Consider the following 12,296-nt stretch of genomic DNA (forward strand, 5'->3'; position numbering starts at 1 on the left):
CGGCGCCCGGCACGTAACCTGGACCCCCGTGAGCCTCACCATCGGGATCGTCGGCCTGCCCAACGTCGGCAAGTCGACCCTCTTCAACGCCCTGACCAAGAACGACGTGCTCGCGGCGAACTACCCGTTCGCGACGATCGAGCCCAACGTCGGCGTGGTGGGCGTGCCCGACCCGCGGCTGGACAAGCTCGCGGAGATCTTCGGGTCGCAGAAGATCATCCCGGCGACGGTGTCGTTCGTGGACATCGCCGGCATCGTGCGCGGCGCCAGCGAGGGTGCCGGCCTGGGCAACAAGTTCCTGGCGAACATCCGCGAGAGCGACGCGATCTGCCAGGTCATCCGCGTGTTCACCGACCCCGACGTCGTGCACGTCGAGGGCAAGGTCGACCCGGCCGACGACATCGAGACGATCAACACCGAGCTCGTGCTGGCCGACATGCAGACGCTGGAGAAGGCGATCCCGCGGCTGGAGAAGGAGTCGCGCAAGGACAAGGACCGCAAGGTCCTGCACGACGCCGCCGTCGCCGCCCAGGCCGTGCTGAACGAGGGCCGGACCCTCTTCGCCGCCGGCGTCGACCCCGAGCCGCTGCGCGAGCTGAGCCTGCTCACGACCAAGCCGTTCCTGTACGTGTTCAACGTCGACGCCGACGAGCTGGGCAACGCCGAGCAGCTGGACGAGCTGCGCGCGCTGGTGGCGCCCGCCGAGGCGATCTTCCTGGACGCGCAGACCGAGTCCGAGCTGATCGAGCTGCCGGCCGACGAGGCCGCCGAGCTGCTCGAGTCGATCGGTCAGAGCGAGCCGGGCCTGGACCAGCTGGCGAAGGTCGGCTTCCGCACCCTCGGGCTGCAGACCTACCTGACCGCCGGCCCCAAGGAGGCGCGCGCCTGGACCATCCCGGTCGGCGCCACCGCCCCGCAGGCCGCGGGCGTCATCCACACCGACTTCCAGCGCGGCTTCATCAAGGCCGAGATCGTCTCCTTCGACCAGCTGGTCGAGGCCGGCTCCATGGCCGAGGCCAAGTCCAAGGGCTGGGTCCGCATGGAGGGCAAGGAGTACGTCATGGCCGACGGCGACGTCGTGGAGTTCCGCTTCAACGTCTGAGGGGCCTGCGGGACGTGCCGATGAGTTCCGGTGGCACCGCGGGTCCCATGCGCGACGCCTGACGGACGACGGGAGAAGCGCGTGGGAGACGTCTGGTCGATGGTGCACGCGGAACGGGCGGCGCTGATCGACGACCTCGAGGACCTCGACGCCGCGCGGTGGGAGGAGCCGTCGCTCTGCGGGGGCTGGACCGTGCACGACGTGGTCGCGCACCTCGTCGACTCGGCCGGCACGACCAAGATCGGCTTCGTGGTCGGCCTCGCGCGCGCGGGCTTCGACTTCGACCGCCAGAACGCCCGCGGCGTGCTGCGCCATCGCGGTGCCTCGCCGCAGGAGACGCTCGCGCGGCTCCGACGAGTGGCGTCGCGGAGGTCGACCCCTCCGGCGCCGCTGGACAGCCGGCTCGTCGAAGAGGTCGTCCACGGGGAGGACATCCGTCGTCCGCTGGGCCTCACCCGCTCCTACCCGGAGGAAGCCGTCGTCCGGGCGCTCCGCCTGCAGGCGCGCACCCCGGCGTCCTTCGGCGGAGCCAAGGAGCTCGTGGGGCGCGTCCGGCTCACGGCACCCGACGCGGACGTGTCGATCGGCGACGGCTCGGAGGTCAGTGGCCCCGCGCTCTCGCTGCTCCTGGCCGTCTCCGGGCGGCGGGTGGCGCTGGCCGACCTCGACGGACCGGGGGTTCCCGTGCTCGTGGCGGCGAGCTGACCCCCGCCCGGGGTCCGGCCGGCACGGAGCTCTCGACGGCCGCGATCGGGAGCCGGGTCGCCGAGGTGCGCGCAGCCACCGTTGCCGGCGGTCGCCGCTATGCTGCGGATCGGTGGCTCGCGCCACCGACAGCACTTCCAGGCGACCACTCGCCTGAATCTTCTCGGAGAGGCCCGACCAGGTCGGGGCACGTCCGGTGGGGGTGCGGCGTACCGATACGCCGACTTCACGGTGATGCTCGGCGTCGGCCGACGAGAGGACCAAGCATGTCGTCGAAGGACGAGAAGAACCTCGCTCAGGTGATCGACACCATCGCGAAGCTGGACGAGCCGCGGCGGTCGCTGATGCAGCGGGTGCACGACGTAATCATGACCAGCGCTCCGGCCCTGAAGCCGCGGATCTGGTACGGGATGCCGGCCTACGCCCTCTCGGCGGGTACGCCGGCACTGGTGACCCTGCGCAGCGACGACCGCATAAATCTCGCGCTCACCGAGAAGGCCGACTTCCGGCCCGCCGGCGGCTCGGACGGGTCCCTGATGCCCGCGGCCTGGTACTTCGAGACCGTGGATGAAGCGGCGGAGCAACGGATAGCCGACATCGTCAGGGCCGTCGTCTCCTGACCCCGTGAGGTCCGAGCCCGCCCGCCGGTCCAGCCGCGGTCGGCGAGTGGGTTCCTGACCCGGGGGTCAGGGCAGGTGCTCCGACAGCTGCACGAAGCGGAAGCCATCGGCGGTGAGGCGGGGGAGGGCGGCGGCGACACCGGCGGCGGTGCCGCCGGTGGGCTGGTTCAGGTGGCCGATGACGATCGAGCCCGGGCCCGCGGAGCGCAGCGAGGCGGTCACCTGCGCGGCCGAGAACGTGGCGCCGGCGTCGCCGTTGACGTCGAAGTTGACCACCGTCTGACCCAGCTCCCCGGCGATCCGGACGGCGACGTCGTCGTAGTGCGCCGTCCCGGAGCGGAAGAACCGGGGCGGCGCGCCGGTCAGCTCGGTCAGGGTCCGCGTGTTGCCGTCGACCTCGTCGAAGGCCGCGCCCGGGCCCGTGGTCCCCGCGATCCCGTAGGCGGCGGCGCCGGTCACCGACAGCGGCTGGTGCGCCGTCCCGTGGTTCGCCAGCTCGAACAGCGGATCGGCGGCCAGCTCCGCCGCCAGGTCGGGGTGCGCGGTGATCCACCGCTGGTTCAGGAACAGCGTCGCCGGCGCCCCGGCCGCCCGCAGCGCGGCGATCAGCGCGGCGTCGTACCCGCTGCCGTGCGTCCCGCCGCAGGCGTCGAAGGTCAGCGCGACCACCCGCTCCGCCGTCGGCAGCCGGTTCACCACCCCCGGCACGTCGAGACCGAACGCAGTGGGGCGCACCCCCGCGTACCGCGCCACCACGTCCTCCCGCGTCGGCCCAGCGGTCCCGCCAGGAGCACCCGACGGGGCGGAGGTCGGGGCTGCGGCATGCGGGGTGCTGCTGGGCGCGGGCGCGCGCGTCGGACCGGACGGCGCAGCGACCGACGGCGCGCAGGCCGCGGCGAGACCGGCCGCCGCCAGCAGGAGCAGGGCCCGCCGATCGGGTGAGATGAGGGCGGGCACGGTCGAGGCAGTATGCCGGGCGCTCCCGCCGGAGCCCGCGCGACGGGCCGGGGCTCAGACCCGGCCGCGGAGGATCCGCCGGGTGTAGATCCGCGGCAGCACGTAGCGGTCGAAGAACCAGGTGGAGCGCCGCGGTACGAAGGGGTCGAGGAAGGGCACCGACGGGCTGGGCCGGCCGCCCCGGTCCACCTCGTTGAGCACCAGCGTCCGCCGGGCGACGGTGATCGGCATGACCGTGTAGCCGTCGTAGCGCTGGAGCTCCCGGCCGCGCGCGGCCGCGGCCAGGTTCTGCGACAGCACCGCCACCTGCTTGCGCAGCGCACCACCGGAGGGCCGGGTCCCGACGTCGGCGGCGTCGCCGATCGCCCAGATCGAGCCGGACCGGCGCGAGCGCAGCGTCTCCGGATCGACGTCCACCTGCCCGGACGGGCCGGCCAGCCCCGCGTCGGCGATCCACGACGGCGCCCGGTAGTGCGGCACCGCGTGCGCGAAGGCGACGTCGCCCAGCACGTGCCGGCCGCTGCGCGAACCGACCACCACGGCGTGCGCGTCGGCGTCCACCGTCTCGATCCGCGCCTCGCGCAGAACCTCGACGCCGAAGTCGGCGAACGCCCGCTCCAGCACCTCGTCGGCGCGCGGCACACCGGTCGCGGTCGCGCCGGGCAGGACGAGGCGGACGTCAAGGTTCCCCAGCACCCCCGCCCGCCGCCACGCGTCGCACGCCATGAACAGCGGCTTGAGCGCCGTCGGCGCGCACGACGCCGGCTCCGGCGGCACGGTGAACACGACCGTCCCGCTGCGCAGCGACCGAAGCCGCGGCCACACCGTCGGCGTGCTGCCGGGGACGTACGAGGACGCCGCCCACCCGTCCGCGTAGGCGGCCTGCAGCCCCGGCGTGGCGGCCCAGTCCTCCTCCAGGCCGGGGCACAGCACGAGCGTGGCGCACGACAGCGTCCGGCCCGACCGGGTCCGCACGGTCATCGCCGCCGGGTCGACCGCCTCGACGGTGTCCCGGATCCAGGTGCAGCCCTCGGGCACGACGTCGGCCATGCGGAGCTCGAGGTCGGCCATCTCCGCCTCGCCGCCCGCGACGTAGTTGAGCAGCGGCTTGTAGCGGTGCACCGGCTGGGCGGCCACCACCGTCACCCCGCGGACCCCGTCGCGCAGCAGCTTGGCGGCCAGGGAGATGCCGGCGTTGCCGGCCCCGACGATCAGCACCTCGGAACGGTCCACCCAGCGAGCCTGCCCACTCGCGGCCGATCCCGCGCGGCGAGCGCCGGTCAGGGCTGCAGGATCGCGGCCGCCAGCTCGGGGGCGATCCGCTGCGCGTACTCGGCGGTCAGGTGCTGACCGTCGCCGTACACCGGCGTGCTGCCCACGAACGTGGGGCAACGGTCGTCCACGCAGAACCACGGCTCGGGGTCGATCGCCCGCGCTCCGGTCGCGGCGGCCACCGCGCGCTCGCTCGCCATCTGCGGGGCGAAGGTCTCGGCCGGACCGCGGAGGCAGTCCTGCGGCCCGTTGAGGCTGGTCGGGCAGGTCTGCAGGCTCTCCGAGCCCGGGGGCGCGCCGAGGACGACCACCCGGGCGCCCGAGGCCTGCACCCGGCGCACGATCTCCGTGAGGCCCTCGGTGTACAGCGACGGTCGGTCCGCGCCGCGCTGCAGCTGGGCCCGCCAGGAGTGGGTCATCACCACGACGGTCGGCGGGTTCTCCAGGATGTGCTCCAGCGCCCACTCGCGGTGCTCGACGCAGCCGTCGAACGGCTCGCCCTCGAACAGGGTGAGCGCGGTGATGTTGGGGCACAGGCCGAACGTCAGGCTCTGCACCGACCACCCCGCCGGGACGAACTCCTCGCGCAGCCCCGGCACCCACGCGGCGGCGAAGGAGTCGCCGAGGACGGCGATCGACTGCGTGGCGTCGGCATCGCCCCACCGGCACGTGTCGACGTTCTCCTCGCTGATGTGCAGGCACCCCTCGTCCCACTGCTTCGTGAGGTAGCCGGGCAGCTCGTCGAGGCTCGGGTCGAGGTCGGCGGGCCACTCCGTCGCGAAGGTGGCGGCCTGGATGTCGCGCTGGAGCGGGGTGAGCGGGGGCAGCCCGCCGGCGGCGGCCGCGGCGTCCGCCTCGGCCGCCGCCCGCGCGGCCTCGGCCTCCCCGGCCCCGGCCTCGCCCTGCGGCAGGACAACCACGGTCACCGCGGTGGCCGCCGTGACCACGACCGCGGCGACACCCACCAGCCCGGCCCGGCGGAACACCGGGCGCGCCCGCCTGCGGTCCACCGGCCGGTGCGGCAGCAGCCAGTTCGTGTGCAGCACCGGCTGCTCGATGCAGTAGTAGGACACCGTGGCCAGCGCCAGGGAGACGGCGAGCGCGGCCGCGTAGAAGCGCGGCGTGCCGGGTGCCATGAGCACCCCGGCGACGACCACCACCGGCCAGTGCCAGAGGTAGAGGGAGTAGGAGATGGCGCCGACGAACCCGGCCGGTGCGCTGCCCAGCGCCCAGCGGCCGCCCGGCCCGCCGGGAGCGGCGCCCCAGGCGAGCAGCGCGGCCGTGCCGACGACGGGCAGCGCCGCCGCCGTCCCCGGGAACGGCGTCCCCTCGTCGAGGACGAACGCGGAGGCGAGCACGACGGCCAGCCCGGCCCACGCCAGCGCCGCCCGCAGCGGGGCGGGCAGCCGGGAGAGCTGCGCCGCCGAGACCGCGACGAGCGCGCCCAGCCCGAGCTCCCAGGCCCGGGTGAAGGTGGAGAAGTAGGCCGTCGTCGGTGACGCGCTCGTCGCGTGCACCGACCAGGCGAACGACGCCGCGGTCACCGCGCCGAGGACCACCCACAGCACGACGCGACGGCGGCCGGCACCGGCCAGCGGGACGGCGAACGCGAGCAGGACCAGCGCCGGCCAGACGAGGTAGAACTGCTCCTCGACCGCCAGCGACCAGAAGTGCTGCACCGTCGAGGGCGCCGCGGTCAGCGCGAAGTAGTCGGTGCCCTGGCGGGCGAAGTTGATGTTCGCGCCGAACAGCGCCGCCCAGACGACGTCGGTGACCGTCTCCTCGAAGCGCCCCCGCAGGAAGACGACGTACGCCACCGCCGTGGTGGCCGCCAGCGTCGTGAGTGCGGCCGGCAGCAGCCGGCGCGCCCGCCGGGCGTAGAAGCCGCGGAAGGAGATCCGCCCGGTCCGCGCCCGCTCGCGCACCAGCAGCCCGGTGATGAGGAAGCCGGAGATGACGAAGAAGACGTCGACGCCGACGAAGCCGCCCGCGGGCCACCCCGTGACGTGGGCTGCGACGACGAGGCCGACGGCCACGGCGCGCAGCCCCTGGATGTCGGCCCGGTGGTGGCTCTTCCCGGCCGGACCGGCCGGAGCGGCGGCTCGGGGCTCCGGGGGGCGGGCATCGGTCAGGGTGGTCGCGCCCACCATCGACGTCCTCCTGTGTGAGTGCTGGCTGCGTGCCGCAGCGCAGCACCTGCGTCGGCCCCTCTTCCATCGGCAGATCGACGCGCCCGTCGTCCCCGGGGCGCCAGTCTGCCTCGCCCCCGCTCCCGTCGACAGGGGGCCGCGCGATTCCGCGGCGCGGTCGGCTCAGGTGCCGCAGAAGGTGCGGAACGCGGCGCCGAAGTCGCGGGGCGCGGGCTCGGCGTACCGCTCGTGGTCCGGGCGCTCCTCGAAGGGTGAGCCCAGCACGTCGAGCAGCTCGTCGAGCAGCGCGAGGTCCCCGCCGGTGGCGGCGTCGAGCGCCTCCTCGACGAGGTGGTTGCGGGGGATGTACACCGGGTTCACCCGGTCCATCGCCGCGCCGTCCGGGGAGAGCGCCCGCCAGCGCTCGAGCCAACCGTCGAGCCCGGCCAGGTCGAGGACCAGCAGCCGCACGGGCTCGGCGTCGCCGCGGGCGGCGTCGGCGAGCCGGCGGAAGAACGACGTCCAGTCGACGTGGCCGGCCTGGAGGAGGGCGAGCAGATCGGTCACGAGGTCGGCCACCACGGCGTCGTCGGCCCCCGCGGGCAGGCCGAGCTTGGCCCGCATCCCATCGGCGAGGGCGGCGTCGTACCGCGGCCGGAACGTCTTCAGCGACTCGACGGCCAGCGCGACCGCCCGGTCCGGGTCCTCGTCGATGAGCGGCAGCAGCGCCTCGGCCAGCCGCGCCAGGTTCCACTCGGCGGCCAGCGGCTGGTAGCCGTAGCGGTACCGGCCGCCCTCGTCGATCGAGCTGAAGGAGGTGTCCGGGTCGTAGGCCTCCATGAACGCGCACGGGCCGTAGTCGATCGTCTCGCCGGAGATCGTCATGTTGTCGGTGTTCATCACCCCGTGCACGAACCCGACGAGCATCCAGCGGGCCACCAGCGATGCCTGCACCGCCAGCACCGCCTCGAACAGCGCGAGGTAGGGGTTGGCTGCGTCGGCCGCTGCGGGGTGGTGCCGGGCGATGGCGACGTCGGCCAGGCGGCGCAGCAGGTCGACGTCGTCGGTGGCGCGGGCGTACTGGAAGCTGCCGACCCGCAGGTGGCTGCTCGCCACCCGAGCCAGGACGGCGCCCGGCAGCACCGTCTCGCGCCGGACGGCCCGACCGGTGGCGACGACGGCGAGCGCGCGGGTGGTCGGGATGCCCAGCGCGTGCATCGCCTCGCTGACCACGTACTCGCGCAGCATCGGGCCGACGGCGGCCAGGCCGTCGCCGCCGCGGGCGAACGGGGTGCGGCCCGAGCCCTTGAGGTGCAGGTCGCGCACCGTGCCCGCGTCATCCACCAGCTCGCCCAGCAGCAGCGCACGGCCGTCCCCGAGGCGGGGCGAGTAGCCGCCGAATTGGTGCCCCGAGTACGCCTGGGCGACCGGCCGGGCGCCGTCGGGGACGGCGGTGCCGACGAGCAGCCGCAGCCCCTCGGGGGTGCGCAGCGCGGCCGCGTCGAGGCCGAGCTCGGCGGCCAGCGGCTCGTTGAACGCGAGCAGCCGCGGGTCGGGGGCCTCCTCGGCCTGCCACGGCACGGCCAGCTCGGGGAGGGCGCGGGCGAAGCGGTCGTCGAGGCGGAGGGCCTGACCGGTGTGGACGCTCACCCCGTCGACGGTACGTCCGCACGCCGGTGCGTGTCGGCTCCCGCGGAGCGGGGGTGGACCCTGACCAGCGGATCCGGGGCGGATCCGGGGATCACCGGATGGTGCCGGGACCGCGCCGTCGACAGGCTCGTCCCATGACCGATGCACCCTTCTCCGCGCCCGCCGGCCAGCCGACCGCGCCGTCCACCGACCAGCCGACCGCACCGCCGCTCCGCCCCGAGGCGCGCCGCAGCGCGACCGACCGGATGGCCGGCGGCGTCTGCGGCGGGCTGGCCGACTACAGCGGGGTCGACGCCGTCCTCTGGCGGGTGGGGTTCGTGGCCCTGACCCTCATCGGGGGCAGCGGCGTCCTCCTCTACCTGCTGCTGTGGGTGCTGCTGCCGCCGGCGCCCACGGGCGACGAGCCGCTCAGCCCGCTCGAGCGGCTGGCCCGGCGGCTCCACGCCGCTGTCAACGGCTCCCGGGCGCCGCGGCCGCCGGTGTGATCGGCGATCCGCGCGCACTCCGCGCAGCGGACCGCACCGGCCGCGACCGACCAGTCCCGGCCCGCCGTGGCGGCGACCAGCTCACCGCAGACCGAGGACTCCAACCCGTCCACCGCGGGCCGGGCGACGGCGTGCACGACGTCGGAGCCGGAGGCCACGGCCCCCCGCGGGTCGTGCCCGGTCCACACCACGGGCGTCCCGGTCACGAAGAGGCTGGCTGTCATGGCACGAGGATGGCCGTCCGACGTGTCGATCGGATGACGAGCGCCCGACCATCGGGTGGAGAACCACCCCGGCCGGACCCCCGGCCGGACCACCGACCCGCGAGGAGCGACCCGTGACCCAGCCCCCGTCCACCCCGGCGCAGGTGGTGCCCCGGTTCACCGTCCACCAGCGCATCACGGTGATGGTGAACCGGTACGAGGTCCGTGCCGTCGCCCCCGACGGCGGTGAGGGCCCGCTCCTGGCGTTCGCGCAGCAGAAGCGGATGAAGCTCAAGGAGGAGGTGGTCTTCTACGCCGACGAGTCGCGCAGCCGGCCGCTGTTCTCCTTCCGGGCCCGCCAGCGCCTCGACGTGCACGCCCAGCACGACGTGCTCGACGAGCACGGCGCGGTGCTCGGCAGCTTCCGCAAGGTGTTCGGCGCCAGCCTGCTGCGCTCCACCTGGGAGCTCCGGGTCCCCGGGCTCGAGGCGGTCGGCCGCGAGCGCCGGCCGGTCCTCGCCGTCCTGCGCCGGGTCTGGGAGCTCATCCCGTACCTCGGGGACGTGTGGGTGCCCTTCGTCTTCCACTTCGACTTCGTCGACACCGCCACCGGTGCGCCGGTCCTGGTGAGCGAGCGGCGGAAGGCGATCCGCGACCGGTACGACGTCTCCGTCCCCGACCCCCGGATCGACTTCCGGGTGGCCGCGGCGATGGCGGTGGCGCTGGACGCGCTGCAGAGCCGCTGAGGGCGGGGTGCCGACGGCGGGAAGCCTGCGGGGGGCGCCGCGGTTGCTCAGGGCAACCGACGTGAAAGGCACCTCCCCATGCGCATCCCGCTGTCCATCCTCGACCTGGCGCCGATCAACCGCGGGGAGACCGCGAGCACGAGCATCGCCGCCAGCGTCGCCCTCGCCCAGCGCGCGGAGGAGCACGGCTACGAGCGGGTCTGGTACGCCGAGCACCACAACATGCCGCGGATCGCCTCGTCGGCCACCAGCGTGCTCATCGCGCACGTCGGCGCGCACACGACGACGATCCGGCTCGGCGCCGGCGGCGTCATGCTGCCCAACCACTCGCCGCTGACCATCGCCGAGCAGTTCGGCACCCTCGACGCGATGTACCCCGGGCGCATCGACCTGGGCCTGGGTCGCGCGCCCGGCAGCGACCAGAACACGATGTACGCGCTGCGCCGGAACCCGAACTCGGCCGACCGCTTTCCGCAGGACGTGCTGGAGCTGCAGGCCTACCTGGCCGGCGAGACCTCGCGTCGCCGGCGTCGACGCCATCCCCGGCAAGGGCTCTCGCGTGCCGCTGTACGTCCTCGGCTCGTCGATGTTCGGCGCCACCCTCGCCGCCGCCCTCGGGTTGCCCTACGCCTTCGCCTCGCACTTCGCGCCGCAGCTGCTCGAGCCCGCCGTCGCGGCCTACCGTGCCGAGTTCAAGCCCTCCGAGCAGCTCGACGCCCCGTACGTCATCGCCGGGCTGAACGTCGTCGCCGCCGACACCGAGGACGCCGCCCGCGCGGAGCTGCAGGCGGTCAAGCGGAACCTGGCGATCGGGCTGTTCGGCCGCGGGCAGTCGCTCACCGACGAGCAGGCCGACCAGCTGCTGGCCCAGGGCGCCGGGCACCACGTCGAGGGGATGCTCACGCACACCGCGATGGGCAGCCCCGGGCAGCTCGCCGACCAGGTCGAGGGCTTCCGCAAGCTGGCCGACGCCGACGAGCTGATCGTCGCCCACCAGTCCTCCTCGGTGGAGGGCCGGCTGCGCTCGGTGGAGCTGCTCGCGCAGGCGATGGCCTGACCCCGACCGGCGGCCCGGTGTTTGCCCGGCCCGCCGCCGCGGGCAGCCCGTGCCGGTGACCTACTCGATCGTCGCCCGCGACCCCGAGACCGGGGAGATGGGCGTCGCCACCCAGTCCCAGGCCTTCGCCGTCGGCAACAGCGTGCCGTTCGCGCTGCCCGGCCACGGGGTCATCGCCACCCAGTCGATGGCCGAGCCGATGTACGGCTCGGTCGGCCTCGACCTGCTGCAGGGCGGGTTCACCGCGCAGGAGGTGCTCACCGCGCTGAGCAGCGTGGACCCGCAGCCGCAGCGCCGGCAGCTGGCCATCCTCGGCGTCAACGGCGACCTCGCCGCCTACACGGGCGAGCAGTGCGTCGACGCGGCCGGGCACCTCGTCGGCGACACCTGCGTCGCGCTGGCCAACATGGCCGCCTCCGCGCAGGTGTGGGAGGCGATGGTCGAGCGCTTCGAGAGCTCCCGGCGGGCCGCTCGCGCAGCGCCTGCTCACCGCCCTGCAGGCGGGGGAGGAGGCCGGCGGCGACTTCCGCGGCCGGCGGTCCGCCGCGATCATGGTCATCCGCGCGACAACCACCGGCCGGCCCTGGCACGACACCGTGGTGGACCTGCGGGTGGACGACTCGCCGGACCCGATCGCCGCGCTGCACGACCTCGCGGTCACCCGCGCCCGCTACCAGGACGTGGTCCGCGCCTTCCAGCTCGCCATCGACGGCGACCCGGTGACCGCCGACCGCGAGCTCGAGCTCCTGCGGCCGATGGACCCGGTCACCGAACCCGACCAGCTGATGTGGCGGGCGGTCGTCGCCGCCCTGGCCGGCCGCGAGGACGCCGCCCGCGAGATGCTCGCCGAGCTCGGCACGTGCGCGCCGCAGTTCCTCGAGGCCGCCCGGCGGTTCGGCAAGGCCGGGCTGATGCCGGCCGACGTCATCGCCCGGATCGTGCCCTCCCGCGGCTGAGCGATCAGGACGCCGGGAGCGGGTGCTCGGCGAGCAGCCCGCGCGGTGCCCGGCTCGCCCAGGCCTCGGCCACCAGCTCGGTCAGGGCCTCCCCGTCCACGGCGTCCAGCCGGCACATCAGCGCCGGAAGGCCGTCGAAGTGAGCCGTCGTGAACCAGACGTCGGGCTCCGCGGCCAGCAGCGCGGCCTTGGCCCCCTCGTCGGGGACGTAGGCGACCAGCACCGGGCCCTCCGGTGCGGACGCCCCGAGCTCGTCGAGGTCCTTCCGGTGCAGCGGGCGCTCCCGGACGAAGGTCTTCCCGCGCACCAGCCACCGCCTCCGGCCGGACGCCGAGACGGCCTCCGTCGTCGCGGGCAGCGCCAGGCAGGCCCGCGCCACATCGTCCCAGCTCACCACGGGGCGCACGGTAACCC

The 12,296-nt window shown here is 74.7% G+C and carries 10 protein-coding genes and 2 pseudogenes; 7 read left to right on the plus strand and 5 right to left on the minus strand.

The genetic code is table 11. The features are described 5' to 3' along the window. The first annotated feature begins 28 nt into the window (after positions 1-28). The 3 genes from ychF to JKP75_RS03170 all read left to right on the plus strand — a co-directional run bounded on the left by ychF (position 29) and on the right by JKP75_RS03170 (position 2,427). Positions 29-1,102, plus strand: coding sequence for a redox-regulated ATPase YchF (gene ychF, locus JKP75_RS03160; RefSeq protein ID WP_200489219.1), 1,074 nt, complete (start codon positions 29-31; stop codon positions 1,100-1,102). Between the two features lie 81 nt (positions 1,103-1,183). Then, positions 1,184-1,807, plus strand: coding sequence for a maleylpyruvate isomerase family mycothiol-dependent enzyme (locus JKP75_RS03165; protein ID WP_200489218.1), 624 nt, complete (start codon positions 1,184-1,186; stop codon positions 1,805-1,807). A 266-nt stretch (positions 1,808-2,073) separates the two neighbouring features. After that, entirely contained in the window at positions 2,074-2,427 is a 354-nt protein-coding gene (locus tag JKP75_RS03170; protein WP_200489217.1) for a DUF1801 domain-containing protein, read from the plus strand. A gap of 66 nt (positions 2,428-2,493) precedes the next feature. Here JKP75_RS03170 and JKP75_RS03175 read toward each other — a convergent pair whose 3' ends face one another. From JKP75_RS03175 to JKP75_RS03190, 4 genes are all read right to left on the minus strand, one after another. After that, entirely contained in the window at positions 2,494-3,180 is a 687-nt protein-coding gene (locus tag JKP75_RS03175; protein ID WP_200489216.1) for a polysaccharide deacetylase family protein, read from the minus strand. A gap of 258 nt (positions 3,181-3,438) precedes the next feature. Then, entirely contained in the window at positions 3,439-4,617 is a 1,179-nt protein-coding gene (locus JKP75_RS03180) for an FAD-dependent oxidoreductase (protein WP_200492758.1), read from the minus strand. A 47-nt stretch (positions 4,618-4,664) separates the two neighbouring features. Next, the gene (locus JKP75_RS03185; protein WP_200492759.1) at positions 4,665-6,803 is read right to left on the minus strand and encodes an acyltransferase family protein; all 2,139 of its coding nucleotides are present in this window, start codon (positions 6,801-6,803) and stop codon (positions 4,665-4,667) included. 165 nt (positions 6,804-6,968) lie between these two features. After that, a complete protein-coding gene (locus tag JKP75_RS03190; protein WP_200492760.1) occupies positions 6,969-8,435 on the minus strand; it encodes a YdiU family protein in 1,467 nt (488 codons plus the stop codon). 134 nt (positions 8,436-8,569) lie between these two features. Here JKP75_RS03190 and JKP75_RS03195 point away from each other — a divergent pair, with 134 nt between their 5' ends. The 4 genes and pseudogenes from JKP75_RS03195 (at position 8,570) to JKP75_RS03210 (ending at position 11,882) form a co-directional block, all read left to right on the plus strand. Beyond that, positions 8,570-8,920, plus strand: a complete 351-nt coding sequence (locus tag JKP75_RS03195; protein ID WP_200489214.1) for a PspC domain-containing protein — start codon at positions 8,570-8,572, stop codon at positions 8,918-8,920. Positions 8,921-9,257: 337 nt separating this feature from the next. Then, positions 9,258-9,869, plus strand: coding sequence for a hypothetical protein (locus JKP75_RS03200; protein ID WP_200492761.1), 612 nt, complete (start codon positions 9,258-9,260; stop codon positions 9,867-9,869). A gap of 78 nt (positions 9,870-9,947) precedes the next feature. Beyond that, positions 9,948-10,926, plus strand: a pseudogene (locus tag JKP75_RS24315) (LLM class flavin-dependent oxidoreductase). Between the two features lie 97 nt (positions 10,927-11,023). Next, positions 11,024-11,882: pseudogene (locus JKP75_RS03210) on the plus strand (DUF1028 domain-containing protein). 4 nt (positions 11,883-11,886) lie between these two features. Here JKP75_RS03210 and JKP75_RS03215 read toward each other — a convergent pair. Continuing rightward, complete coding sequence (locus JKP75_RS03215; RefSeq protein WP_309229471.1) at positions 11,887-12,276, minus strand: MmcQ/YjbR family DNA-binding protein; 390 nt, start codon at positions 12,274-12,276, stop codon at positions 11,887-11,889. Positions 12,277-12,296: the final 20 nt, after the last annotated feature.

The organism is Blastococcus sp. TML/M2B, assembly GCF_016612865.1.
Classification (GTDB): domain Bacteria; phylum Actinomycetota; class Actinomycetes; order Mycobacteriales; family Geodermatophilaceae; genus Blastococcus.

Excerpts from the sequence above, each read along its gene's own strand:
- JKP75_RS03170 (WP_200489217.1), top strand. The coding sequence starts at position 2,074 with ATGTCGTCGAAGGACGAGAAGAACCTCGCTCAGGTGATCGACACCATC.
- JKP75_RS03195 (WP_200489214.1), top strand. The coding sequence starts at position 8,570 with ATGACCGATGCACCCTTCTCCGCGCCCGCCGGCCAGCCGACCGCGCCG.